Genomic DNA, 25323 nt, shown 5'->3' with positions numbered 1-25323 from the left:
TAATCCTCCAATCCCCTCGCACGTTCAAGGTGCATGCAAAGGTGCTAGCGCACAGCATGCGGGTTATCCTAAAAAGCTTATCTTTAATTTTAAAATTTCATAAACGAGTAATTTCGGCTCTGATTTTAGTGGCAAGCTTTGCGAGACCTAAAATCAGTAGCCAACTCTTGCGAGTGAGTGGGATTTTAAAATAAGAGGGAATAGGCTTGAATTACGGTCTACTTGCAGTTGCGAGCTAACGAAGCAAAGAAGCTCTCTTCCCCCTTAACGATCCCCTAACTCCGACAACGTTAGAAGTGGCATGCAATGGTGTATGCGCACTGCATGCGCTTTATGCAAAAACTTTAAAAATTTAGTAGTGCAAAAAGCGGAGTTAAAATTCCCCGCTCATTTTGTCTTTGTAGTTATTTAGGCTATTTTGGCGCTCTTGTAAAAAAGAACCAAGTTTTTTCTTATTTTCTTCAAAGAAAACAGCAAAGTCCTGCTCGTTTTGAATCTTATCCTCGCCAAAGCTATCAAGCATGACGTTTGAGCTGCCAACTATCACTAGATAGCGCCTATTTTCATAGCTTAGAAGCATTAGCTTGTTTGTGCGGTCAAGATATTTTTCATAGATGATATTGACGCCACTATTTTGGTTTTTAAGCAGCCAGTTCATCGACTTTGTGTCGTTTTGTGGCTGATTTTGTGGCGTTTTAAATCCACTAAAGTCACTACTTTTTGAAGTGATATATCTTTTAAAAACATACAAAAATATAAGAAGCGCGATGAGCACACTTAGGACAATGAAGTATCTTGAGTCTATATTTACCATAGGTTCATTTTCTGTCTTTGGCGTGCTAGCAGTTTCTATCTTTGCGCTAGCTTGTGGCATATTTTGCACCTGCGTTTTTGTGTTTTTTAGTGTTACGCGGATGCGAAGCCCGAAGCTATCAGTTGTCTTTGAAGCATTTACGATGATTGCATCGTTTGAGCGTAAATTTAAGACCAAAGAGTTTTGCTTTGGCTCAATATCTAGCTCTTGAATGATCTTTGAATTTATGTCCTTGCTCGCGCTTTGATCGTAGCTTAGTGAATTTAGTATCAAAGAGGTCGTATCTTTTTCTCGCTTTTGAAAGATGTTGCCCTCGTAAGGCGCATCAAAGCTAAGCATGATATCGATCCTGTCGGTGCGCTCATAGATGTTGTATGTTAGCAAGTTTGAGGCAAAGATCTGCGTAGCAAAAAGCACAAAAAATAGTATAAATTTCATAAAAGTTCTTTTTTGAAGTACTGAATAACTGACTTTGAGTCCAAAATTTCATTTATCCTGATGGCTAAATTTTTCTCATAAACCATTACTTCGCCTTTTCCAAAAATTCTATTATTTATATATAGCTCCACGCTCTCGCCAGCTGGTTTTTCGAGGTCTATGACCGAGCCAGCTTCAAATTTCAAAAGCTCATTTATGCTAACTGTGGTAGTTCCTAGCTCAGCTATAAAATCAACGCTTATATCCATAAGCTCGTCATAGCTCTTAAAAAGCCCTAGCTGTTCTAGTGTCTCTATCGCACCTTCGTCGTTCATTGTATCTTGTAGCCTATTTGAAATGTTCTATTTTTTATCTTATATATAAATTTCTCTTTTAGCTTTATGCCAAAATTCTCAACCTCGCCCAAAAATTCAGGCGTTCCGAGTTTATAAGCATTTGGCTCTTTTTCATTTAGCAGATTTTTAGCCTTGCCGATGATCTGATTGGCTATCTCTTTGCAAAGATCGTCCAGATCACCACCATCAACATCTTCGTGACCAAAAAAGGCATTCATGAAAATTTTTAAAGTATCTTTTTTAAAAAATAGATAAAACTGATACTCACTTTTGCCCTTATAAACTGGTATGCTAGCCCCGTAAAATCCTTTACCAAGGCTCTTGCCAAACTCTAAATCCAACCCCAAAGTATCCTTGCAAAGATAGCTTGTGGCTTCATCTATAACTTTTCTCATATCTCTTCCTTAAGACTTGAAATGCGCGTTAATTATACTTTGGCTTTACTAAATTAGCTATAAATTTATTAAGCATTTTAAAAGAGTTTATCGACCTCTTTAACCAGCTCTTTTGCGCTAAATTTAGCACAAAGCTTGACTATTTGCGTGCCTATGATCGCAGCGTCAGCATATTTTTTCACTTCACTAACATCATCTTTGTTTTTGATACCAAAGCCCACAGCCACTGGTAGATCGCTCTTTTTCTTAAGCTCTAGGACTAAATTTTTTATCCTATCTTCATCAGCTCTTTTTGAGCCGCTAACGCCGATAGCACCTAGTACGTAGATAAATCCTGAGCCAAATTTTAATATCTCATCCGCTCTGCCCCCAGAAGTGACGCTGATAAGTGGCACAAGGCACAAATTTAGCTCCTTGCACTTTAGAACAAACTCCTCGCACTCCTCACAAGGTAGATCTGGCACGATAAAGCCGCTCACTCCAGCTTCACATGATCTTTTTAGAAATTTATCCACGCCATAAGCAAAGATGATGTTGTAATAAACTAGAAAAACAAGTGGCTTTGTCACTTTTGCCTTGCAGCCTTCAAGCATATCAAAGACAACGTCGGTATTTACGCCACTTTGAGCTGTCTCAAAGCTAGCTTGCGCGATGAGCTTACCATCAGCCAGTGGGTCAGAGTAAGGGATGCCGATCTCGACTAGATCAAGCGTGCTCTCATCTAAATTTTCTAAAAATTCCTTCGTTTTTTCTAGGCTTGGATATCCAGCCACGATGTAGCCGATGTTTGCCTTTTTGCCGTTAAATGCGCTTCTTACCTTATCCATAAATTTTTCCTTTTTCGTAGCCGATAACTGTGTTTATGTCCTTATCACCCCTGCCTGAGATATTTACGACGATGACGCTTTTTTTATCAAGTTTTGGGCAGAGTTTCTCCAGATACGCCAGTGCGTGCGCGCTCTCGATGGCTGGGATGATGCCCTCCATCTTACTTAAAAAATACAAGGCATTTATGCACTCATCGTCGGTCACGGCTTCGTATTTTACCCTTTTGATGTCGTTTAAGTGGGCGTGCTCTGGGCCGATGCCTGGGTAGTCAAGGCCTGCTGAGATGCTATGCACTGGCGAGATCATGCCGTATTCATCTTGTAAGACCGTCGTTTTCATGCCGTGGATGATGCCAGTTTTGCCTTTGCTAAGCGTAGCTGCGTGATAAGGCGTATCTATGCCAAGGCCGCCAGCCTCGATACCAATTAAATTTACGCTCTCGTCCTCTAAAAACGCGCTAAAAATGCCAATAGCATTACTGCCACCGCCAACGCAGGCGATGACATAGTCGGCCTTTTTGCCGTAGTCTGCAAGCTGGGCTTTGGCCTCTGTGCCGATGATGCTTTGAAAGTCACGCACGATCTTTGGATATGGGTGTGGGCCAACGGCTGAGCCGATAACGTAAAATGCGCTCTCTATCTCATTTACCCACGCTTGTATGGCCGCCGTAGTCGCCTCTTTTAGCGTTTTTAAGCCATCTTCTACGCTCACCACCTTTGCACCAAGAAGCTGCATGCGAAAGGCATTTAGCTGCTGCCTGGCAACATCCGTCGCGCCCATATACACATCGCACTCCAAGCCCAAAAGTGCCGCTGCAGTCGCTGTTGCCACGCCGTGCTGACCAGCTCCAGTCTCAGCTAAAATTTTCTTTTTACCCATTTTTTTAGCAAGTAGCGCTTGAGCTAGGGCGTTGTTTATCTTATGCGCGCCCGTGTGGTTTAGATCCTCTCTTTTTAGGTAAATTTCATGTCCGTAGTGCTCGCTTAAGCGCTTTGCGAAAAAGAGCGGACTAGGTCTGCCAACGTAGTTTTTCAAAAGATCATCAAGCTCATCTTTAAACTCTTTTGTCTTTGCGATGCTCTCATAAGCATTTTCTAGCTCATCAAGGGCAAACATCACCGTCTCAGGCACGAACTGCCCGCCAAATTTTCCAAAATATGCTTTAGTGTTCATCTTCTACCTCACCTATGATCTTTAAAATTCTCTCTATCTTTTGCGCATCTTTTATGCCGTTTTCGTCCTCGACTTTTGAGTTGATATCGACTAGGTATGGCCTAAATTTGAGCGCCTCTTTTATGTTGTGCTCGCCTATGCCCCCAGCCATGCCAAATTTAAATTTAACCTCTTTTAAAATTTCCCACTCAAAGCTGGTGCCATTTCCGCCGGCATTTTCGCCCTTGCAGTCAAAAAGTGCCATGTCAAAATGCTTAAAATCAACCTCTGGCAAGCTATCTTTGACGCTAAAAACCTGCCAAATCTCAAGCCCCATGTCTTTCAAATTTGCATGCAAATTTTCACTGATCGCTCCATGCACCTGAGCCACGTCAAGCCCTGCAAACTGGCAAATTTCCATTATCTCGCAATCACTTTGCTCCGCAAAAACACCAACTACTTTTTTGCCCTTGCTGTGAGCAAATTTCGCTATCTGCCTAGCTAAATTTAGCTCGACCCTTCTTTTGCTTTTGGCAAATATTAGCCCGATAAAATCAACATCCAAAGCGCAAACCGCACTTGCCTCATCCAGCGTCTTGATGCCACAAATTTTAACTAGAGATTTCATTTTTGACCTAAAAAATATAATATCGCAAACTTGTTTCGGCGATTTCTTTCATTATTTCGAACATTTCATCTATACTCCATTCATGTTTTCTAAAATACATGCTAACTGGAGAAAATTTATTATGTTCGCTGTTACCATCTAATTTAAAAATATATGTTTTATTAAGGTAATAAAATTCATTCATAGTGCTTAATTTTGAAAACATATTTTTAGTACTAATATCTTTCTCGTTAAAATCATCACCACTTCCGAAACAAACAAAAGGAGTTATGTCTTCGTGATTCATCATAGCCCTTATGCCAATCAAATTTTTTCCTAAACGTTCTATAGCATTGCCTCTTGCTTGTCTTTTAAGACCTTCTTCTTCTCTCTTATCATTTGTTCCTTGTCGTTTAACCTCAGCTGCCAAAATAAGTTTCTGATAATTATCATCATCTCGTTTTTTTAATATTAAAAAACCACCATCTGGCTTAATTGCATTACTTTTCCAAGATGTATCGAATTGCTTTCTGATACCTCCATTTTTTATATTAGCCATCATTTCATCAAGAGATAGTTTTGAACTAAATTCTATATAGAACCCATTGAAATTAGTTATATCACTAAATCTTTCTTCTATATAGCTAATCGTTTTTTTCATAGACTGGGCTATATTTTTATCATCAAGTTTAGACTTAGTATTTTTTGGTTTGTGCTGATTTTTGTTTTTTCTTAGGTCATTACTACTTGCCATATTAAACCTTTTTTACAATATAAAGATATTCTGTTACATATAAGGAGCGGTTGCTTAAATTTCTACTAGCACGATAGGTTGGATACTTAATTTCATGTTTTATAACTTTACCTATTTTAGACAAATTTAACAAAAATTCATTTTCACTAATAAATCCTTCCGAATTAAAAGAAATAATCAAATATTTAGATGGAAAGTTTGTTAGTAATGTAAAAAATTCCTCTGCAGCCTTTGATTTTTTATTAAAATTTGAACGATTCCAATCATTTGGTATACCAGATACTTCACTAATAGTTTCAATTTTTGGTGCTTTAAAATTTGCTATTAAATTTAACATAAAATAGTTTGACCCATAAGGATGTTGATTATATGGCGGATCAAAATATGCTATATCTGTTACAGACAGATGACTAGCTAATTTTAAAGCATCTTCCTGATATACCTCAAAATCACTTTTAAATTTTGAAAAAATAGGTTTTTTTAGTGAAATTTCACCTAAAATCCTAGTCAGAGCATTTTCTCCGTTTCCACCAAATTTACCAATTCCATTTTTATCCTTATAAAAGCCTTTAAAAACGCCTCCGGTATTTGAATGAATGCTTGCCTCACTAAGAAGTGGTGCTATAAAAAAATGTTGAAATTTTAGGTCTATTTTTTCTATAGATTTACGTAAACCACCAATTATAAGTGCATTTTTGCGGGTGAAAAAAACTCTTTCTCCTTTACTAATATTCTCATCATTTTTTGGAGCATAAAGCTCGCTAATAAAGCTTTCACATGGATTAAAATTAGATAAAATCATCTTAAAATTTTGATCTATTTGACCCCTAAGTTCATCTGAAAAATTCGATAAATAGCATAAATTTATAATACGAGAGTAAGACTCTAGATCATTTGCAATAACTAAATTTGAATGTGCCTTGGCTGCTCTTGCAACCACACCTGAACCGCTAAAAACATCTACAAAGCTTATTTTATCCCTTTTGAGTTCGTTTTTTATTTCACAAATGACTTTTAAAATTTCATTTATTATTGAACGTTTGTTCCCAAGATAACTAATCAATTGTTCCTTTAAAAAAGCAGGGTTTTCAGAATTTTTCAAATGACATCCCTTATAAACTCTTCATAAAATTTATACGCCTTGCCGCTTTTTATCGCCTCAAGCACTATTTTTTTGGCCTCGTCTGGGCTCTTTGCGCCATCAGCTGCGTAGAGGGCAAACATCGCGTTAAAGACCACGATGTCAAATTTCGCCCCCTGCTCCTCGCCTTTTAGCGTGCGGATCAAAGTTTTGGCGTTTTCTTCAGGTGTGCCGCCTTCTATGTCGCTGTGAAGCGCTCTTTTAAAGCCAAACTGCTCTGGCGTGATGCTGTATTCAAAAATTTCGCCATTTTTTAGCTCCACAACGCTTGTTTCACTACAAAGCGTGATCTCATCTAGTCCGTCATCGCCGCGGACGACCAAAGCGTGCTTTCTGCCAAGTATCTTAAGCGTCTGAGCATAGAGTTTTAGCACTGGTTTGTGATAGACGCCAACTAGCTGATTTGTAAGGTTTAAATTTGGATTTAAAAGCGGTCCAAGCACGTTAAATACGGTTCTTATGCCAAGTCTTTGACGCACTTCTCTCACCTCACCAACTAGCGGATGGAAAAATGGCGCATGAAAAAAGGCTAAATTTTTACTAGCTAAATTTTCACGCTGTTTTGCTAGTGATTTTTCACTTTTTACGCCTAAAATTTCAAGCACATCAGAGCTGCCTGACTTGCTTGAAACTGCCTTGTTGCCGTGTTTTGCGACCTTTATGCCAAGACTTGCAAGGATAAAAGCAACCGTGGTTGAGATATTTATCGTCTTAAAGCCATCGCCTCCAGTGCCGCAAAGATCGATCATAGGCGTATCGTCGCGGTAAGTTTGCGAGTATTTTAGGATATTTTTTGCAAGCGCAGCGAGGCTTTTTGGGTATAAGCTCTTTTCGCTAATTAGTACCAAAAGCGCCGAAAGCTGCACGATCTCGTACTCTTTGCTGGCTATTATCTCGCAAATTTGCTCAAAGTCGCTATCATCAAGCGGTATGCTCTCTTGAAGCTTGATAAGATAAGGCTTAAGCGAGCGGATTTTAGGCTCTTTTACCTCATCTTTTGCTTTGAAATTTACAAAATTTTCAACTATTTTTTTGCCGTATTGCGTGAAGTAGCTTTCAGGGTGAAACTGGATGCCAAATATCGGCTTATCTTTTACGCTAAGCGCCATAACTACGCCATCATCACTCACCGCATCAGCGCTTAAGCTAGCTGGGAGCTCATCGACATAAAGCGAGTGGTAGCGCATAACCTCAAATCGCTCAGGCAGCCCTGCAAAAAGTGGCTCTTTGTTTTTCACGTCGATAAACGAGGTTTTGCCGTGAAGCGGGTCATCTAGTCTTTTTATCTTTGCGCCGAAACTAAGCCCTATGGCTTGGTGTCCAAGGCAAATTCCAAGTACTGGCACGCCAAGGTCGGCCTGCAAAATTTCTAGGCAAACTCCGCTATCTTTTGGGTGCTTTGGACCTGGGCTTAGGATGATCTTACTTGGGTTTAGTTTTTTGATCTCTTCAAGCGTTATCTTGTCGTTTCTAACGCATCTAACCTCTTCGCTAGTGAGCTCTTTTACGTACTGCTCGACGTTGAAGACAAAACTATCGTAGTTATCTATAAGTAAAATCAATCTCTATCCTTTTAAATTTAGCGGCGGCTACGCGGACTAAATATTATAAATTTAAGTGAGATTATAACTAAAAGAAATTTTAATTAGGCTTTTGTGCGGCTCTCGTAGGCTTTTAAAAGCGAGAGCATATCGACGTTTTCTAAATTTACGCCAGTTGGCACGCCTTGAGCGATCTTGCTAAATGAAATTTCACTCATGCCAAGCTTGTCCTCGACGTAAAGCATGAGCGCGTCTGAATTTAGCCCCGGCGTAAAGGCAAAGACGACCTCTTTTGAGCCATTTTGCGTGATAGCACTTCGCAGTCTCTCTATGGCCTCCTCGTCGATCTCGTCAAGCACGAAGTAAAGGCCATTGTAGATACCATTTTGCTCAAAGACTAAGATATCTTTTGGGCTCTCAACTAGCAAGATGACCTCGCTGTCCCTGCTCTCGTCGCTGCAAATGTCACAAATTTCATTTTCGCTTAGCCCACCACAACGCTCACAACGCTTGATAAATCTCACCGCATCTTCGATATTTTGCGCGAGCCTTAGCCCTGCAAAGCTATCTTGCATGCAGACAAAGTAGGCAAATCTCGCGGCTGATTTTTTACCCACACCTGGAAGCTTGGCAAAAGACTCAGTTAGCTCGTTAAATTTCTCTAAGCCCCTTTTCATGCGCGTTTTGCCTTTGCACGAAGTAAAATTTTAAAGACGTGATAGCCGCCCTCGTAGTCATAAGCAAGCTCAAATTTTTGCATCTGGCAAATTTGCTCGATGATGTAAAGTCCAAGCCCCATGCCGCTCCCCGCACTCACTTTATCGCCGCGCACGAAGGCTTGTTTGTAGTAGTCAATCGGGTGATTTAGCTTTTTGCCTAAATTTTTAACCGCTATAAATTCGCTATCGCAGATCAAGATGGCTTTCTTGTCCTCCGCGTATTTTAGGGCATTGTCTATCAAATTTTTAATCGCCAAACTAAAAAGCTGAAAATCCACTCTTAACAAGACGTCATCTCTGATATCACAGCTCACTCGCTCCTCAAATTTATCAAGCATGAGCATATCTTGCACCTGCTCCAAAATGAGCGAGAAATGGCACTCTTGATAGTTTAGTGCGTAGCTTTTTGAAAGGAGCTGCTCGACCTTACTAAATTCATTTATCAGCATCTCAAGGCGCTCAAAAACGTTTATGAGCCTCATCTTTTGAGTGTCGTTTGCAACCATCTCAGAGACGATCCTACCCTTGCCAATAGGCGTCTTTAGCTCGTGCATGATCGCACGTAAAAATAACTGCCTTGAGCGGATGAGCTCTCTGATCTTGCAAACGGCGTTGTCAAATTCAACTGCGACCTGCCCGATCTCGTCTTGTTCGTTTTCATTTAGCCTAGCAGTCATCGCCATCTCCATGTTTCCGCTGGCAAATTTTCTGATATCTTTGCTAAGTCTTCTAAGCGGCAAAAGGCTTCTAAGCACCGAGACATAAAGCGAGATAAGCAGAGCCGAGATGATCAAAAAAGCCACCCAAAGTGGGTCATTTACGTGTCTTGCATCGTTGCTCTCAAGTAGCAGCTGAAAAGATGGATTTTTGATGAGTAGATATAAATCGCCTTTGTAATTAACAGACTGCATCATGCCAAGAGGCGTGTGCTGCGTAAAAATGGCGTTTCCGCTTGTAGTAACTGAGGTGGCTAAATTTTTGTTGCCGACATATTCTAGGTTGAAATTTTTAAAGTAGTGCTCCAAATCTCTTGGGGGATTGCCACGCTCGTAAAGCGCCACAAGATAGTTCATAGCGCTTATTTGTTTGTCTTTTAGCTTTTCAAGGGCACTTTCTTGCTGAATGTTTGCAAATGTCACAAAAAGCAAGCACATCAGCGAGAAAGCGATGGCAAAGATGATAGTTATCTTGGTGGTTATGGAGTATTTCATCCGATAAGCTTATATCCTATGCCTCTAACTGAAAATATATGTTTTGGCGCTTTTGAGCTGTCGCCGATCTTTGTTCTAAGGCGTCCGATGATGACATCTAGGCTCTTTGAGTCCTTATCTTTTAGGCTCTTGCAGTTATAAACTAGCTGCTCGCGAGATACTGAAAAGCTGTGCTGTTTGATGAGATAGGTTAAAATTTCATACTCAGCTGGTGTAAGAGCAAGGGCTTCATTATTAAAATAAATTTCATGGCGCTTGTCGTCTATCCTAAATGCGCTATCAACGACCTCTTCTTGAACTTCATTTGTCTTTTTATATCTTCTAATAAGACTTGTGATACGAGCATACATCTCTTTTGGATCGTATGGCTTTGGCAAATAATCATCCGCTCCAAGCTGAAGTCCAACGACCTTGTCACTGATGTCACTGCGAGCTGAGCTTATGATGATAGGGATGTCATATTTTTGACGAATTTCTTTACAAACTTCAAGACCATCAATGCCAGGTAATGTAAGGTCAAGTATGAGCAGGTCGTAGTTTTTTATCCCTGCGCTTAGTCCTAAATATGGGTCTTCAAAGTTAGTCACTTTTATATTAAAACTATCAAGATATTCAGATAAAATTTGTGCAAATTCTGGATCGTCTTCTATCATTAAAACGTTAATCATAAATCATCCTTTTCATTGAAAAATAGTAGAGATTATACGGCAAAAATGTAAATTTTTTTTTAAATTTAAACTTTTTTGGATAAAATCTCACATTTAAAATAAGCTTAATAAACAAGGAAAAATGTGGAGTTTGATTATTACGAGATCCTTGAAATTTCAAGAAATGCAAGTGGCGACGAGATAAAAAAAGCCTTTAGAAAGCTCGCTTTAAAATACCATCCAGACAGAAATGCTGGCGACAAAGAAGCTGAGCAGAAATTTAAACAGATCAACGAAGCCTATCAGGTCTTAAGCGATGAGCAAAAGCGCTCAATATACGACAGATACGGCAAAGAAGGGCTTGAAGGTAGATTTGGCAGTGGCGGTGGCTTTAGCGCTGATTTTGACCTCTCAGACATTTTTGACTCGTTTTTTGGAGGCGGTTTTGGCGGTGGCTCTAGACAGAGAAAAAGACGAAGCGAAAAATACTCAGCCGACCTTGAAATTCCTATAAATTTAGAGTTTAACGAAGCTGTTTTTGGCTGTGAAAAAGAGATCAAATTTGATCAAAAAGTGCCTTGCCCAACATGCAACGCAACAGGCAGCAAAGACGGCAAAAACAAAACTTGTCAGCACTGCGGAGGAAGCGGCAGGATCACACGTGGAAATGGCTTTATGAATATCGTTCAAGAGTGCCCATACTGCCACGGATCTGGCGAAGTGATAAGCGAGCCATGTCCTGACTGCAACGCAAAAGCCTATAAAATCCAGCAACAAAGCGTCAAGATCACCATCCCAGAGGGCGTTGATAGTGGCATGAGGATGAGGGTCGCTGGCAAAGGCAACATCGGTGCAAACGGCGTTCAAGGCGATCTTTACGTGAGCATAAATGTAAAAGAGGACAAGCACTTCATCCGCCACAATGACGATGTTTATATAGAAATTCCAGTATTTTTCACCCAAGCCGTTCTTGGCGAGAGCATAAAAATCCCAACACTTCGCGGTGAAGCCGAGCTAAAACTGCCAGTTGGCGCGAAAGATAAGCAGCAATTTATCTTTGAAAATGAGGGCATCAAGGGCGTAAATTCACGCAAAAAAGGCAGACTTGTAGCTCAAATTTCTATCCAAACGCCTGATAAGCTAAGCGACGAGCAAAAAGAGCTTTTAAACAAGCTTCAAGCTAGCTTTGGCATAGTTTCAGGCAAATCAAGCACCGATGAGAGCGTCTTTGACAAGATAAAAGGCTGGTTTAAAGGCGACGAGCCAAAAGGCAAAAAGAAAAAATAAATTTAGATTTGTGACGCTAAATTTGGCGTCACAAATTTAAACATAAATAACAAATAATTTTGTATATAAAGCGTTAATAATTCTATAACTTAATTTAATAAGTTATAATCACACTTTTCAATTATTTAATAGTCTTAATCATAATGTAATAGGAGGAATTATGAAGAAAAATACGGTCAGCAAAAAAATAGCTATAAGTATGATTTTAGTCTTATTTGTCAGCTTTGCCATAATACAGTCCATAATAAGCAAAGAGTTCAAAGATACTACTTTAAATTTAAGTGAAGAAAATTTAAATATGTTAAGCCTATCAATAGCTCAAACTATCCAAGCTACGATGAACTCTGGCGATTCTGCGATGATAAATAAATCCATACAAGAAGCAGCTAAAATAAATGGTGTAAATACAATAGACATCTACCGCGCTAATAGTGTTAGTGAGATATTTGGCTTAGAACAATTAAATATAAAAGATCAAATTATAGCTGATCAATTCAATAACCCAAAAGATTTAAATTTAAATATCGAAAATGATAAGGGACATTTTTTACGACTAATTAGGCCATTTAAAGCCAAAAACGAATGCATTACTTGCCATGCAAATGCTAAAGAAGGTGATGTATTGGGAGTAATGGATTTAACGTATTCTTACCAATGGATAGATGAAGATCTTAGTGAAAAAAGAAATATATTTATAGCCACATTTGTCCTTGCTTTGCTAATCACTACCGTAGTTGTGCTCTTAATGCTTCGAAGCATAGTAGGTAAGCCTATTTCTGAACTGTCCAAAAAGACAAAAGATCTATCACAGGGCGAGGGTGATCTAACCGCGAGGATACAAGTAAAAAGTAATGACGAAATCGGACAAGTATGCCACGATGTAAATAAATTTATCAAAAAGACCCAAAATACTATAAAAACAGTCAAGGACATAGCACATAATGTAGAAATGCAGACTAAAGACCTAGGACAAAGTGCTAAAAATCTATTTGAATCTTCAAAAGAAGATAAAAAACAGGCTAAAATCTCAAATGAATTGACAAAAAGTGTTGGTAAAACTCTAGAAATATCAAAGAATATCTCAATACAAGCATCGTCATCAAATAAAGAATCTTATATTGAGCTTGAAGAGATGATAACAAATCTAAAAGACGTGGTTTCAAAAGTAAATACCGCAAGTTCAAAAGAACAAGAGATGGTTTATGGTATAAAATCAGTAGTAACTCAAACAGAAGAGATACGTAAAGTTTTGGAGATGATACAAGATGTATCAGACCAAACAAATCTCCTTGCTTTAAATGCAGGTATAGAAGCTGCACGAGCAGGAGAGAATGGGCGTGGCTTTGCTGTAGTAGCAGAAGAGATACGCATTCTAGCAGAGAAGTCAGAAAAATCTCTTGATGAGATAGGCTCTATCACTAAAAAAATAGTGGAAAGCATAAACGAGCTTAGTAAAGATTTAAATGCTAATGCGACTAGTATCGTAACGTTAAACACTGATGCAAACAACCTAATGAGTAAAGCCGAAAGCACTAAAGAACGGACACTAAAATCTATAGAAATGTCAAACGATGTTGAGCATAAAGCTATCGAGATAGGTGAAAGTCTAGAAAAACTATTAGACGAAATGGATAGCCTTGTGACACTTTCTGATAGAAATGAAGAAATTTCAAATAGTCTTATGCAAGTCGTTGAAAATTTAAAAAATGCTTCAATAACACTTGAGAAGGATCTAAGTAAATTTAAGGTTTAAAATTCAAAATTTGAGCTAAGCAGTAAGCGAAGTCAAATTTTAGTAGTCAATTCTTGCGAGTGAATGGAATTTTAAAATTTGAAAATAGTTTTTTAGAAATTTAAATATTTACTTCTTTGTTAAGGGGGAAGAGGCTTGAATTACGAAGTCGCTCCCTTCCCCCTTAACAATCCCCTGTCTGCTTGCAATTACGAGACGAAGTCGAAGTAAAGCCCGACAACATTAGAGGTGCATGCAATGGCGCTAAAGCACCGCATGCGTTTTATGTGAGAGAATTTATAACGAATTTTAAAATTTCATGAGCCAGCATATCACACTTCAAAATTTGGTGGCAAAAACGTAGAAATATAAATTAAGGCGAGTACATAAAAGCACATAAATTTAAAAGAAATTTTAGTGCCCAAAATATCAGGCACTAAATCCATAAATTTACTCAGTTGCAAGGTCTAAGTAATAATCAAGCTGGTCGCGTCTGATGATACGTATGAGGTTTGTGCTGCCCTCTACGCCTGTTGGGTGACCAGCTGTGACGAGATAGGTCTTTTCATGCTCAACGTATCCTGCGTCATAAGCCTTTTTGATGACATTTGCGAGAAGGACGTTTAGCTTTGTCTTTTCAAGCACAAGCGCTGGCGTCACGCCCCAAGCAAGGGTAAGCATGTGAGCTGTTTGCTCGTCGTGCGCGATAGCGATGATGTCGATATTCGTGCGGTTTCTAGCTAGCTTTATGGCTGATTTGCCTGAGCCTGTGATAGAGAGTATCGCATTTGCTTTAATGCGAACAGCTAGCGAAGCTGCGCTATTTGCGACCATGTCAGTCTCGTCAAAAAAGTCAAATTCGTCAAATTTATTATATGGATAGATGCTTTGCGTTTGGATGATCGTTTTGCTCATCGCCTCTACGACTGCGACTGGGTTTTTGCCGATCGCGCTCTCTTCGCTTAGCATAACTGCGTCAGTGCCGTCTAGCACGGCATTTGCCACGTCGCTGATCTCCGCTCTTGTAGCAGTTTCATGCTCAGCCATGCTTAGCATCATCTGCGTTGCTGTGATGACTGGCTTGCTGGCTGCATTTGCCTTTTTGATGATGAGCTTTTGTATCGTTGGCACCCTGTAAAATGGCACCTCTATGCCAAGGTCGCCACGAGCTACCATGATGCCATCACTCTTTGCGATGATGTCGTCTATGTTTTCAACCGCGTCAAATTTCTCGATCTTAGATAAGATAGCCGCTTTGGAGCCAAATTCTTTTAAGATATTTCTTGCTTTTATCACGTCATTTGCATCTTGCACGAAGCTAATGGCAACGAAATTTACGCCCTGCTTTGCGCCAAATTCCATATCTTCTTTATCTTTTGGCGTGATGATGTCGATGCCAAGGGCGGTGTTTGGGAAATTTACGCCTTTGTTTGAGTTTAAAATTCCGTCATTTTCGATGATGGTTTTTACCACATCTTTGCCCTCACCTGTAACTCTTGCTCTGATCGAGCCATCGTAGAGATAGACGTACTCGCCAGCCTTTAGCATAGGTAAAATTTGAGGCTGATTTAGGCTCACCCTATAAACGCCCTTTTCGATCTTTTCGCCCACGATATCCTCTGCGTAGATGCTAAGCTCGTCGCCAGCTTTTAAGTAAAATGGCTCGCTAAGCTTACCAACTCTGATCTTTGGACCGCAGATATCTTGCAAGATGCCTATGCGTTTGTTTAGTCTTTTTTCGATGTTTCTGATCTTGTCGATGTTTGATTTGTGGTATTCGTGTGTTCCGTGGCTAAAATTTAAACGAAAAACATTAACCCCTGCTTTAACCATCGCTTCCATCGTCTCTTCGTTGTCACTTGCTGGCCCTAAAGTCGCTACAATTTTCGTCTTTTTTATCATTTTTATGCCCTGTAATTTGATTTTTGCGATTATAACACATTTTAATAATGTAAATTTTTTGTATAATATGCAAAATTTTTAAAGGAGAGAGTATGAATAAATTTTTATTAGCGTCTCTTGGCCTAGCAGCTCTTGCTTGCGCTGCCATGGGAGATGACAAAGTCTATAAGCTCAAGCTTGCAACCTCATGGGAGAGCACTATGCCAGTGCTTGGTGACGTGCCAAAAGAGCTAAAAGAGAAGGTCGAAAAGATGAGTAACGGCCGCATCGAGATCAGGATCGACTACCCGTCAAAGCACAAGTCGCCTTTTGCGATGCTTGACTTTGCAAAGAGCGGTCAGTACGACATCGGCTACACAGCTAGCTACTACTACAAGGGCAAAGACCCTAAGACTATGTTCTTTACAGCGACACCATTTATGATGAATACCGACGAGCAAACAGCTTGGTATGAATTTGGCGGCGGTAAAGAGCTAGAGGCGAAAGTTTTTGACCCATATAACATCAAAATTTTTAGAGCTGGCAACACTGGCATGCAAATGGGCGGCTGGTTTAAAAAAGAGATCAAGTCAGTTGATGATATCAAAGGCTTAAAGATTAGAATTCCGGGCTTTGGCGGTGAAATTTACGCTAAACTTGGCGCAAACATCAACACTATCCCAACTGGCGAGCTTTACATGGCGCTTGAGATGGGAACGATCGACTCAGTCGAGTGGGTAAGCCCAGCTTATGACATGGCACTTGGCTTTCACAAAGTGGCAAAATACTACTACACAGGCTGGCAAGAGCCAAACGGTGAAACTCAGTTTTTCTTCAACAAAAATGCGTATGAAAAACTTCCAGATGATCTAAAAGCGATCTTTGAAGCGGCTGCTGCTGAGGTGGCAAGAGATGTGAATACTAAGGTATTTTACGCAAACGTAGAGTACTGGGACAAGATGAAGGCTGAGTATCCAGACATCCAAGTAAAATCTTTCCCACCAGAGGTCATCGCAGCTCTTAAAAAGGCTACAAATGAGCTACTTGATGAAGAGAGCGCAAAAGATCCACTATTTAAAGAGATCGTCGAGTCTCAAAGAGCTTTCCTCAAAAAAGCAAGAGAGTGGACTAAAATTTCTGACTACGCTTACATCAAAACAAACGAAGAGAAATAATCACAGCAGGGAGCTCTCCCTGCTTTTTACTCTAAATTTGCCAAAGTAACTCTGGCAAATTTAATTTTACCCTTAGCAAGGCATCTTTAAAACTTCTACCACTTCACCTTTTGCGATAAATTCTGTCTCTTTAGGGATGATAAGCAGTGCAGCTTCATTTGTTAGGTTATTTACGATCGCTGAGCTACCTAGCTTTTTGCCGTTTAAATTTACAAAGATCTTGCCATCTCTGTTTTCTAAATTTACCGCTGTAAATTCCAAAAATGGCGAGCGTTTTTTGTAGTCTTCGTCCATTATCGCCGTGATCTTTGGCTCTTCTTGGCTAAACCAAGTGTTTATAAGCACTCTTACGTAAAGCACGCACATAACCATCGCCGAATACGGAAATCCAGGCAGCGCAAAGATATATTTGTCGCCTGATTTTGCCACTCTGATGTGGCGGCCTGGTTTTATCGCAGCGCCCTCGATGATGAGCTTAAAGTTTTCATTTAAAGCGCCCTTTACAAAGTCATAGTCTCCCATGCTGATGCCACCAGTCGTCACCAAGATATCGGCTGATTTTAGCGCATTTATGATCGCTTTTTCGACAAGCTCGGCCTTATCTCTTACGATCTCGCAAAGGATCGGCTCCGCGCCCATTTTACGTATCTGCATAGCAATACCTACGTGGTTTGAGCTGTGAATTTGCGCTGGACTATCAAGAGGCTCGCCAAGGTCTTTTATCTCGCTGCCAGTTGCAAGTATCGCCACTCTTGGGCGGATGAAGACGCTTACGTGAAAGACGCCAAGCTCGGCAAGAAGCGCGATCTCAGCGTAAGTTAGACGTGTGCCTTTTTTTATTAAAATTTCGCCTTTTTTATAGCTCTCACCCACTGCTCGCACGGCAAAGCCCTTTGGCACGCTCTTTTTGATGATAATTTTTGAGCCACTAACCTCGACATTTTCAACTGGCACAAGAGTATCGGTGCCTTCGCTCATTAGCGAGCCGGTGAAGGTTTTGACGCATTTGCTGCCCTCCACATGCAGCCCTTTGTCACTACCTGCTGGAAGGTCTGTGATGAGCTCAAGCTCGCTTAGGCCATCTTTAAAGGCAAAAGCGTAGCCGTCCATCGCCGAAACTGGCTTTGCTGGGTAGTTTTCAGCGGCTTTCACATCATAGGCGATATTTCTATCAAGCGCATCTGTGATGGCTACTTTTTCGACCTTCTCCCACGCATTTATCGTATCTTTTAGAATTTTCAGGCTATCTGCATAGCTCATAAAATCTTTCATTTTTTGTCCTTTTTATGAAATTTTTGCATATTTTAGCCACTTCTGTTTTACAAAAAATTAATCTTTGTTTTATTTAATGATTATTAAAATATCGTTTAAGAAACCGGTCTGGTTTTACCCTTACACAGGAATTTACATGAACAAAACACTACTTTACATCATCGCAGGTGCGAGCCTTGGCATACTTGGTCCGGTGCTCGTTCATTTTGGCAACCCAGCAAACATGGGCGTTTGTGCGGCTTGCTTTTTAAGAGATAGCATGGGTGCGCTTGGCTTTCACCAGGCCAAAGTCGTGCAGTATCTAAGGCCTGAAATTTTAGGGCTTATCATCGGAGGCTTTCTAGCCAGCATGCTTTGGAGCAGAAATTTCACTCCAGTATCTGGTAGTGCGGCATTTTCTAGGTTTTTCTTAGGAGTGTTTGCGATGATAGGCTGCCTCATATTTTTAGGCTGCCCTTGGAGAGCGTTTTTGCGTCTTGGAGGCGGGGACATGACCGCTATTGCTGGCGTTGTTGGCTTGTTTGCTGGCGTATTTGTGGGACGAACTTTTAAGAAAAATGGCTACATTTTGCCTGAGAGCGAAACCACTGCAAAAGCTATCGGATTTTTGCCACTAATTATTGCTATTTTGCTTTTGATAGCACTTATCTTTGGCCTAAAACTTGGCGAAAATGGCGCATTATTTAGCTCAGAAAAAGGCCCAGGCTCACAGCATGCAAATTTATTTATCTCGCTTATTTGTGCCATTATCATCGGTGCATTTATGCAAAGAAGTAAATTTTGCTCAGTGGGAGCTATCAGCAAAATTTTTGAGCGTGACTTTTCGATGTTTTATGGCATAGTCTCTATCGTTCTTTTTGCAAGCATCACAAATTTAGTGCTAAATCAATACAAATTTGGTTTTGAAGCTCAGCCTATCGCTCACAATGATATGCTTTGGAATTTCTTAGGTATGACGCTCGCTGGCCTTTGCTTTAGCCTAAGTTATGGCTGCCCTGGCAAACACCTAGTGCAGATGGGAGCTGGAAATTTAAGCTCAGCTGTATTTGTTTTAGGCATGGGAGCTGGAGCTGCGATAAGCCACAACTTTATCTTAGCAAGCTCAGGAGCTGGCATCACACCTTTTGCCCCGTATGCCGTAGTGATAGGCTTTATCTACGCTATTTACGTCGGATTTTTCACTAAAAAAGCTTAACTAAATTTGGCTGCTTTTGCAGTCAAATTTACTTTTTTATCTATAAAATTTGAGTGAGATAAATTTTAGCTAAAAATAAGTTCTTAGGTTGTATAATCCAAAACTTATTTTAAGTTGTCAAAGTAGCTCAGCTGGTTAGAGCGCTGGTCTCATAAGCCGGAGGTCGGGAGTTCAAGTCTCCCCTTTGACACCAAAACACACTATTTTAGGCACTAGCAGTGATGATTTTGTTCTTTCCCTTTCTTTAAAATTTCCTAAAAGTATGGTACAGTTTTTTAAATTTTTGCAAAATGATTTCAGTAAATTTACTCTTTTGCTTATTGTTAATTTTTTTATTATTAAAAGATTAGATAGCAAATATTTTAAATTTTTTATAAAGTCCTCTTTTTTACGCTTAGCAAAATTCTAACTCATATCTTATCTAGACTTACTTTTACTAGTTTTTCACCACTTGTTAAAGCAGTATCTACTGTTTTACTTAAATGATAATATTCTATTATCTCTACCATTTTTCATAGCTGAAAAATTTACTCTTACTCATTTTCATACGATACCATCTCTACTTTAACCTTTAGCGTGTTAGCGTTAATGGGCTTAGCGTAATGTTTATGCAAACTTACTATACATAAGGCAATTAAATACAAGTTTTATGTTGTATAAAGAAAAAAAATCGGAGCAGAAAATTCCTCTCCGATTTATGATTAAATTTAAGCTGCTTTAACCTCTTGTAGTCTATACCATGCGACGATTTGTAAAACAAATGCCACAATCAACAAGATGTAACCAATGATTATAAATAAAGTAATAGTTCCAACAACCGAACCTATAAAATAGTAGAGGAAAAATTTATCGCCAGATATGCTTGAAAGCTCGTTATAGACTTGAAATTCTTTGAAAAATGCATAAATCATACCCACAACGCCCACTAAGCCTAAAATGACGCCAAAAATAGCACCTGTCCCACCAGCATTCGCATAGCCAGAGCCCATACCAGCAAAGCCTAATGCTCCCGTTATCGCGCCGATCGAGATCAGGATAGTCGATGCTACCGCGACAACTAGATATAAGATATAGTTTTTCTTTAGTGTAGGACTACCGACTTTATCTGATAGCTTAAATATGGCAAACAACATACATAAAAATCCAGCAATAAAAAAGATAAATCCAATGAATGGGATAATGCCCAAAATAGGTAATGCAGAACCTGCTAATCCCAGCGTTCTAATGGTAGATAAATCATTGCTTTTGATATCAAAATTTATGTTATCTAAATTTAGATTCATAGATTTTGCTTTTGTGAGATAGATTTGTTTTGCAGTTTGTCCATCTGCGATAAAATCAACCTCATCGCCTTGTTTTAAAACTATGGCAGCTCCGTCTTTTGCTACAGACGCTACGTCTTCTTGTAGATAAGTAAAACGCTGTTCATCAGCATTTAATATTATGCCAGGAGCTAATACAGTTCCTTTCATGTTTGTTCCTTTAAGATTAAGATAAAAAAGACTTATTATAAATTTGTTAAACAAAGTGTTGGCTTAAGTTTATAAGGCATAAAAGATAATTTTATAGAAACTAAATAATGTGGGGGGATTATGTATATTAGCTTCTCTTTTTAGTATAACTGGCGACAAAAGAACTTATATAATAGGTCAATCTCTAATTAAATTTTTGAAAAGCAATTAATTTAATTGCGAGAATCTCAGGCTAAAAAATGGATTATGTTTTTAGGTATTGACTCTTTCTTCTTCTTTCATCACTCCAACCATCTCTATAACACTATCATCATAGATCTAAATAAAACAGCAATATAGATACTACTAGAGCTAACTGATCACAATTGTGATAAAGTTGCTATAAAGTATCTTAAATAGGCAAAGAAAGCGATCATGTGATTTATGATAAAAAATTTAATAGGAAATAGTTTTAAAAATTTTTTGGATTTGCGACGTAGTTGTAAATTTAAATAGTATATATTTTAAATTTTTTATCTAGCTTTTGCCACTCTTTTAAAGCACCTAGTAGAAATTCTAACTCATAGCTCATCTAGGCTTACTTTTACTGGTTTTTCGCCATTTATATAAATCTAAATTTGTGTCAAATAATAATTTTTTAAATAATAAGAAATAGCGAAGAGAAAAACTCTTCGCATAATTGATTATAGGTGATCTTCAGGTGCAGTTGTTGGCATAAAGAATGTAGTTGGAGTAAGATCAAGTGTCTCACCTGATGGATTGGTAGCTTTTGCCTCTACTGTGTGGTAGTCAAGCATAGAGTCTTTATAATCAACTTTTGCCTCTACGCTCCATCTACCATTCTCGTCAGCTCTTGTTGTTAAAACTTCCTGTATATCAACTGGAATTCTTTGATTAGTCATAAAGTCAAAGCCATGATGTTTAACAACTAATGTTATCTCAGCATTTGCTTCTGCTGTGCCCTCAAATGTTGGCTTTCTATCCCCATCAACAGGTCTATAAACAGGACTATAATCGCCTTGCACTTCTGTTAGATCACTAAATTCATCATCATATATGCGCTCTATTGAGAATGCACCATTTTTTGGCGTATAGTTTTTAGGCAAATTTGTAAAACTTGAATTACCAGCAGGATCAAACACCCGTGTTGTGAAAGAGTACTCACCAGGTACAAAGTGCTCAGGAAAACCATCACCCATTGTAGATTTATCTACTGTGAAGTTGCCATTATCATCAGCTGTTACCTTGCCTTCAAAAACTGTATGAGTTCCACTATCTTCTATTTTGCCTATTTTTACATTTATTTCAGAATTTGGCTCAGTCTTACCACTCATTGATGGCTCAGGATCACTATCGCTCATAGAAATTACATTTTTTCTTATAATGTTATGTGGCAAATCCGTCCACTCTACTGTTGGCCTAGTTGCATCAATAGTAACCTCAGCCCCTTTGCTGCTAAGGCTTCTCTCGCCATCTACAACAGCCACAGTTGTGATAGTGTGCTTTCCATCAGGAAGGTCATTTTGCACTACATACTCCCAAGTGCCATCATCATAGGCTCTTGTTTCATCTATCTTATTGCCATTGTCATAGATTTCAACTATTGATCCAGCTTCTGCTGTTCCTTTAATAAATGGTCTATTGTCATTTGATAGATCACCTATTACATCAGCATTCCATTTGCCACCATACTTGCCATCTATTATTGTTGTGATTGCTGGAGTTGGAACATTGCTGGTTGGATATATCGCATCAATAGCAGCTGCAAGGTTGTCAAGTGTAACTGCACCACCTACACCTGTTTGAACTGGGGAATTTGCGCTTGCTTGAGATGAGAGGTTGTTAAAATTCGCATTTATATTTTAGTAGTGCCCACCCTGAGCAAAGCTAGCAGCACCAAGACTTACTCCGTCACCGCCAGCGTTTCCACCTGCTTGGTTTCCACCAGCTGCAGTCTCTTCTAAACCAGCTAGACCCTCACCACTTAAGATCGCTTTTTGAAGTGAAGTGATATCTGCTGTTGTTTGAGAATTTTCGCCAACACTTTGGTCTAAATTTATTGAGTCTTTGCCTATTAAGCTTATCTCTTTTCCATCTGCTTTTGCTATTACTACTTTTGCGTCAGTTGATTCAGTGACTATCTTTTCTCCTTGATATACTATGTCACCTACTTTTAATTCTCTGCTTTCGCCTGTTAGGCTTACAGCTTTTACGCTTCCTTGCGTTACATTTTTTACTACGCCTATTTCCTTTGACATGTGTCTCCCTTTTTAAATTTTTCCTAAATTTAACGGTTTTATTAAAATCAAACCATTGTACTTTGGTACAGTTGTGACATATTTATGACTGGGAATTTTGTAAATTTAGATTTTGTGGGGGTTTGAAATAGTTATAAAATTTTAGATATTGCAAAGAAATTTATATCAAATTCCTTTGCAAATTTGGATTTATTTTACAAAAAACTTTTGTGCTAATTCTTTATCTTCTCTCGTGATATTAAATTTCTCACCATCTACAAAAACGTCAAATTTACTATCTTTGCTGGCTCTTGTATATGCTAGCGCGAGCCTTGCAGCAAGCTCTTTGTCAGCAAAGCTTGCGTTTTTGCTTATGAAGCTAACAGCTCCCACGATGTCATCGCTCTCTTTAAATTTAACCTGCTCAAATTTATCATTTGGATGAGCCAAAAGTGCGTTATTGTCGCTCTCATCACGTCCTATTATCATTTTTGCGCCATCTGGTAAGCGTAGATGCCTACCAAGCTTTAGCCACGTAACATCGATATCTCGCATCTCTTTATCAAATTTCAAGTAGTCTTTTATCTTTACAGCAAAGCTCTCAATCGTTAGCAAACAGCCACCTCCAGGCGTTGCAAAGTCCTCAAAGCCAAATTTCTTTGCCAAAGTAAGTTGCGGCTTTCTATCGCGCCCGCTTATGTCAAGTAGTTTCTCTCTATCGACCCAGCCCTCGCGCTCTGGCTTAGTTGGCGGCAAGAGCTTAGCACACATCGGACGAAGCACTAGATCATCCTCGTCATCAGCTAGGCGCTTAACCTGAAAGAGCGCGTCTCTGCGCTGGCTCATCGGCCTTTGTCCTACGACTTCGCCTGTGATTATAAAATTTGCATTTTCGCTTTTTAGCATATTAAGAGCGGTTTTAAACATATATCCGTGGCAGTCGATGCAAGGGTTAAACTGCTTGCCGTAGCCGTATTTTGGGTTAAAAAGCACGTCGCGAAGATACTCGTTTCTCATATCAACCACTTTTAAGCTAGCCCCAGCCAAGGCTGCACGGCGCCTTAAAACTTCGTGCTTCTCCTCATCCACGCCAAATCCAGTATCCATATAAAGTGCGACCACTTCGATATTTTGATCGCTTATTATTTTCATAGAGAGCATGCTATCAAGCCCTCCGCTAAACAAAGCTAAAGCCTTCATTTTTGTCCTGAAAGTAAAATTTAAAGCCTAAATTTACTAAATCTAGGCTTTTATGAAGTTTATTTAGCAGCGTTAATTACGATTTTTTTAATGACTTCGCTTGAAGCTTTTAGGCTGCTAACTGGCAAGTACTCGTATATAGAGTGAAAGTTGTTTCCGCCTGTGAATAAATTTAGCGTTGGCACGCCCTTTGCAGAGATCGCAGCGCCGTCATATCCGCCACGCATCGGCTTTATGTTTGGCGTGATATTTAGCTGACTAAAGGCATCTTTTGCTAGTTTTATAGGCAGTGAGTTTTCATCTTTTAAGAACTTAAAGACATTTTCATAGCGTGTTTTTAGCGTGATCTCGCAACGATCTCCATAAATTTTATTAAAAGAATTTGCCATCTCACTTAAAAACTCAAGCCTTTTTTGAAATTTCGCCTCATCAAATTCTCTAATGTCGATCTTGAGCGTCGTTTTTGCGCTGTTTCCGCTAAGCTCTTTCACCCAAAAATAGCCCTCTTTACCCTCGGTGCACTCTGGCACTTCGCCACCTGGCAAAAGAGAGATAAATTTATGCGCAAGAAGTAGCGAATTTACAAGCTTGCCCTTTGCATTCATCGGGTGAGCCGAAACGCCTTTAAAAACCATCGTGCAGTCAGCCGCGTTCCAGTTTTCATATATTAGCTCGCCTATCTCGCAGCAGTCTAAGCAGTAACCAAAGTTGGCTCCCAGTAAATTTACATCAAGTGCCTTTGCACCAAGCAAGCCCTGCTCCTCATCAGGCACGAAGCAGATCACGATCTTGCCGTGCTTTACATCAGGATTTTGCATAAAAAAGCTAGCCATATTTACGATACTAGCGATCGCAGCCTTATCGTCAGCGCCAAGCAAGCTAGTGCCGTCAGTCACGACTATGTCGTCGCCCTCGTACTTCTTAAGCTCTGGGTTGTCGCTAAATTTAAGATAGATGCCCTGCTCTTCGTTTAGGCAGATGTCGCCGCCTGTGTATCTTACTATCTTCGCTTTTGTGTCGTTTTTTTGCTCGCTACTTGTATCTAAGTGCGCAAAAAAGGCGATACTTGGAGCATTTTCGCAGTTTGCTGGGATCTTTGCTATCAAGATGGCACTATCTTGCAAGATGATATCTTTTATACCAAGCGAACTAAGCTCATCTTTTATAAAAAGAGCCAGCTCGTACTCGGTTGGATTAGAAGGCATAATGCCTTTTAATCCATTCTCTTTATTTGTCGTGGTGTTAAATTTCGTATAGTTTATAAATCTCTCTACGATATCCATCTTTCAT

22 protein-coding genes, 1 tRNA gene and 2 pseudogenes are annotated in these 25323 nt (G+C 39.4%); 6 read left to right on the top strand and 19 right to left on the bottom strand.

The window, feature by feature from the left end:
* Positions 1-373: 373 nt before the first annotated feature.
* The 12 genes from G6W41_RS05870 to G6W41_RS05815 form a co-directional block, all read right to left on the bottom strand.
* On the bottom strand, positions 374-1252 hold the full coding sequence (locus tag G6W41_RS05870; protein ID WP_194170923.1) for an excinuclease ABC subunit A: 879 nt from the start codon (positions 1250-1252) through the stop codon (positions 374-376).
* Complete coding sequence (fliN, locus tag G6W41_RS05865) at positions 1249-1566, bottom strand: flagellar motor switch protein FliN (protein ID WP_002942551.1); 318 nt, start codon at positions 1564-1566, stop codon at positions 1249-1251. The genes G6W41_RS05870 and fliN overlap by 4 nt, the downstream gene beginning before the upstream one ends.
* Entirely contained in the window at positions 1563-1982 is a 420-nt protein-coding gene (locus G6W41_RS05860; RefSeq protein ID WP_002942548.1) for a chemotaxis protein CheX, read from the bottom strand. The genes fliN and G6W41_RS05860 overlap by 4 nt, the downstream gene beginning before the upstream one ends.
* A gap of 77 nt (positions 1983-2059) precedes the next feature.
* The gene (gene trpA / locus G6W41_RS05855; protein ID WP_194170922.1) at positions 2060-2809 is read right to left on the bottom strand and encodes a tryptophan synthase subunit alpha; all 750 of its coding nucleotides are present in this window, start codon (positions 2807-2809) and stop codon (positions 2060-2062) included.
* Entirely contained in the window at positions 2802-3983 is a 1182-nt protein-coding gene (gene trpB / locus G6W41_RS05850) for a tryptophan synthase subunit beta (RefSeq protein WP_194170921.1), read from the bottom strand. The genes trpA and trpB overlap by 8 nt, the downstream gene beginning before the upstream one ends.
* Complete coding sequence (locus G6W41_RS05845; RefSeq protein ID WP_194170920.1) at positions 3973-4590, bottom strand: phosphoribosylanthranilate isomerase; 618 nt, start codon at positions 4588-4590, stop codon at positions 3973-3975. Before G6W41_RS05845 ends, trpB begins: the two co-directional genes overlap by 11 nt.
* Before the next feature lie 7 nt (positions 4591-4597).
* Positions 4598-5323 carry an EcoRI family type II restriction endonuclease gene (locus G6W41_RS05840; protein WP_103606795.1) on the bottom strand — a complete coding sequence of 242 codons (726 nt, stop codon included), beginning with the start codon at positions 5321-5323 and terminating at the stop codon, positions 4598-4600.
* 1 nt (position 5324) lies between these two features.
* Positions 5325-6425 (bottom strand): DNA adenine methylase, encoded by a 1101-nt coding sequence (locus G6W41_RS05835; protein WP_194170919.1) that lies wholly within the window; start codon positions 6423-6425, stop codon positions 5325-5327.
* Positions 6422-8026 carry an anthranilate phosphoribosyltransferase gene (gene trpD / locus G6W41_RS05830; protein ID WP_194170918.1) on the bottom strand — a complete coding sequence of 535 codons (1605 nt, stop codon included), beginning with the start codon at positions 8024-8026 and terminating at the stop codon, positions 6422-6424. Before trpD ends, G6W41_RS05835 begins: the two co-directional genes overlap by 4 nt.
* 83 nt (positions 8027-8109) lie before the next feature.
* Entirely contained in the window at positions 8110-8682 is a 573-nt protein-coding gene (gene recR, locus G6W41_RS05825; protein ID WP_194170917.1) for a recombination mediator RecR, read from the bottom strand.
* Positions 8679-9935 carry an ArsS family sensor histidine kinase gene (locus tag G6W41_RS05820; RefSeq protein ID WP_194170916.1) on the bottom strand — a complete coding sequence of 419 codons (1257 nt, stop codon included), beginning with the start codon at positions 9933-9935 and terminating at the stop codon, positions 8679-8681. Before G6W41_RS05820 ends, recR begins: the two co-directional genes overlap by 4 nt.
* Positions 9932-10603: a response regulator transcription factor gene (locus G6W41_RS05815; protein WP_009294394.1), complete on the bottom strand. Its 672-nt coding sequence runs from the start codon at positions 10601-10603 to the stop codon at positions 9932-9934. Before G6W41_RS05815 ends, G6W41_RS05820 begins: the two co-directional genes overlap by 4 nt.
* Before the next feature lie 123 nt (positions 10604-10726).
* Here G6W41_RS05815 and dnaJ point away from each other — a divergent pair, with 123 nt between their 5' ends.
* The 3 genes and pseudogenes from dnaJ to G6W41_RS10475 form a co-directional block, all read left to right on the top strand.
* A complete protein-coding gene (dnaJ, locus tag G6W41_RS05810; RefSeq protein WP_194170915.1) occupies positions 10727-11869 on the top strand; it encodes a molecular chaperone DnaJ in 1143 nt (380 codons plus the stop codon).
* A 160-nt stretch (positions 11870-12029) separates the two neighbouring features.
* Positions 12030-12758, top strand: a pseudogene (locus G6W41_RS10480) (HAMP domain-containing protein); the annotation flags it as partial.
* A gap of 354 nt (positions 12759-13112) precedes the next feature.
* A pseudogene (locus tag G6W41_RS10475) lies at positions 13113-13622 on the top strand (methyl-accepting chemotaxis protein); the annotation flags it as partial.
* A 429-nt stretch (positions 13623-14051) separates the two neighbouring features.
* On the opposite strand, the gene pyk reads toward G6W41_RS10475, so the two are convergent.
* Positions 14052-15503, bottom strand: coding sequence for a pyruvate kinase (gene pyk / locus G6W41_RS05800; RefSeq protein ID WP_194170913.1), 1452 nt, complete (start codon positions 15501-15503; stop codon positions 14052-14054).
* Positions 15504-15595: 92 nt separating this feature from the next.
* On the opposite strand from pyk, the gene G6W41_RS05795 reads away from it, so the two are divergent.
* A complete protein-coding gene (locus tag G6W41_RS05795; protein ID WP_103574330.1) occupies positions 15596-16657 on the top strand; it encodes a TRAP transporter substrate-binding protein in 1062 nt (353 codons plus the stop codon).
* Positions 16658-16729: 72 nt separating this feature from the next.
* Here the strand turns inward: G6W41_RS05795 and G6W41_RS05790 are convergent, their stop codons facing one another.
* Entirely contained in the window at positions 16730-17929 is a 1200-nt protein-coding gene (locus G6W41_RS05790) for a molybdopterin molybdotransferase MoeA (protein ID WP_103638288.1), read from the bottom strand.
* 136 nt (positions 17930-18065) lie between these two features.
* On the opposite strand from G6W41_RS05790, the gene yedE reads away from it, so the two are divergent.
* The gene (gene yedE / locus G6W41_RS05785; protein ID WP_194170912.1) at positions 18066-19124 is read left to right on the top strand and encodes a YedE family putative selenium transporter; all 1059 of its coding nucleotides are present in this window, start codon (positions 18066-18068) and stop codon (positions 19122-19124) included.
* A gap of 116 nt (positions 19125-19240) precedes the next feature.
* Positions 19241-19317 (top strand) — tRNA-Met (locus tag G6W41_RS05780).
* 514 nt (positions 19318-19831) lie between these two features.
* Here G6W41_RS05780 and G6W41_RS05775 read toward each other — a convergent pair.
* The 5 genes from G6W41_RS05775 to pepT form a co-directional block, all read right to left on the bottom strand.
* Positions 19832-20596, bottom strand: a complete 765-nt coding sequence (locus G6W41_RS05775; protein WP_194170911.1) for a DUF996 domain-containing protein — start codon at positions 20594-20596, stop codon at positions 19832-19834.
* Between the two features lie 683 nt (positions 20597-21279).
* Positions 21280-22260: an Ig-like domain-containing protein gene (locus G6W41_RS05770; RefSeq protein WP_346010877.1), complete on the bottom strand. Its 981-nt coding sequence runs from the start codon at positions 22258-22260 to the stop codon at positions 21280-21282.
* Between the two features lie 198 nt (positions 22261-22458).
* The gene (locus G6W41_RS05765; RefSeq protein ID WP_194170909.1) at positions 22459-22854 is read right to left on the bottom strand and encodes a retention module-containing protein; all 396 of its coding nucleotides are present in this window, start codon (positions 22852-22854) and stop codon (positions 22459-22461) included.
* A gap of 189 nt (positions 22855-23043) precedes the next feature.
* Positions 23044-24033, bottom strand: coding sequence for an argininosuccinate synthase domain-containing protein (locus G6W41_RS05760; RefSeq protein ID WP_194170908.1), 990 nt, complete (start codon positions 24031-24033; stop codon positions 23044-23046).
* A 59-nt stretch (positions 24034-24092) separates the two neighbouring features.
* A complete protein-coding gene (pepT, locus tag G6W41_RS05755) occupies positions 24093-25316 on the bottom strand; it encodes a peptidase T (RefSeq protein WP_194170907.1) in 1224 nt (407 codons plus the stop codon).
* Positions 25317-25323 lie beyond the last annotated feature (7 nt).

It is taken from the genome of Campylobacter concisus (assembly GCF_015230035.1).
Classification (GTDB): domain Bacteria; phylum Campylobacterota; class Campylobacteria; order Campylobacterales; family Campylobacteraceae; genus Campylobacter_A; species Campylobacter_A concisus_BK.
This window is presented reverse-complemented; position numbering and strand designations above follow the sequence as displayed.

What these genes read in the sequence shown, in the direction of transcription:
- G6W41_RS05765 (WP_194170909.1), bottom strand. Translation starts at nt 22,854, where the DNA reads ATGTCAAAGGAAATAGGCGTAGTAAAAAATGTAACGCAAGGAAGCGTA.
- recR (WP_194170917.1), bottom strand. Translation starts at nt 8,682, where the DNA reads ATGAAAAGGGGCTTAGAGAAATTTAACGAGCTAACTGAGTCTTTTGCC.
- yedE (WP_194170912.1), top strand. Translation starts at nt 18,066, where the DNA reads ATGAACAAAACACTACTTTACATCATCGCAGGTGCGAGCCTTGGCATA.
- trpB (WP_194170921.1), bottom strand. Translation starts at nt 3,983, where the DNA reads ATGAACACTAAAGCATATTTTGGAAAATTTGGCGGGCAGTTCGTGCCT.
- G6W41_RS05840 (WP_103606795.1), bottom strand. Translation starts at nt 5,323, where the DNA reads ATGGCAAGTAGTAATGACCTAAGAAAAAACAAAAATCAGCACAAACCA.
- G6W41_RS05820 (WP_194170916.1), bottom strand. Translation starts at nt 9,935, where the DNA reads ATGAAATACTCCATAACCACCAAGATAACTATCATCTTTGCCATCGCT.
- G6W41_RS05760 (WP_194170908.1), bottom strand. Translation starts at nt 24,033, where the DNA reads ATGAAGGCTTTAGCTTTGTTTAGCGGAGGGCTTGATAGCATGCTCTCT.
- trpA (WP_194170922.1), bottom strand. Translation starts at nt 2,809, where the DNA reads ATGGATAAGGTAAGAAGCGCATTTAACGGCAAAAAGGCAAACATCGGC.
- G6W41_RS05845 (WP_194170920.1), bottom strand. Translation starts at nt 4,590, where the DNA reads ATGAAATCTCTAGTTAAAATTTGTGGCATCAAGACGCTGGATGAGGCA.
- G6W41_RS05795 (WP_103574330.1), top strand. Translation starts at nt 15,596, where the DNA reads ATGAATAAATTTTTATTAGCGTCTCTTGGCCTAGCAGCTCTTGCTTGC.
- G6W41_RS05870 (WP_194170923.1), bottom strand. Translation starts at nt 1,252, where the DNA reads ATGAAATTTATACTATTTTTTGTGCTTTTTGCTACGCAGATCTTTGCC.
- pepT (WP_194170907.1), bottom strand. Translation starts at nt 25,316, where the DNA reads ATGGATATCGTAGAGAGATTTATAAACTATACGAAATTTAACACCACG.
- G6W41_RS05790 (WP_103638288.1), bottom strand. Translation starts at nt 17,929, where the DNA reads ATGAAAGATTTTATGAGCTATGCAGATAGCCTGAAAATTCTAAAAGAT.
- G6W41_RS05860 (WP_002942548.1), bottom strand. Translation starts at nt 1,982, where the DNA reads ATGAGAAAAGTTATAGATGAAGCCACAAGCTATCTTTGCAAGGATACT.
- G6W41_RS05815 (WP_009294394.1), bottom strand. Translation starts at nt 10,603, where the DNA reads ATGATTAACGTTTTAATGATAGAAGACGATCCAGAATTTGCACAAATT.
- fliN (WP_002942551.1), bottom strand. Translation starts at nt 1,566, where the DNA reads ATGAACGACGAAGGTGCGATAGAGACACTAGAACAGCTAGGGCTTTTT.
- pyk (WP_194170913.1), bottom strand. Translation starts at nt 15,503, where the DNA reads ATGATAAAAAAGACGAAAATTGTAGCGACTTTAGGGCCAGCAAGTGAC.
- G6W41_RS05775 (WP_194170911.1), bottom strand. Translation starts at nt 20,596, where the DNA reads ATGAAAGGAACTGTATTAGCTCCTGGCATAATATTAAATGCTGATGAA.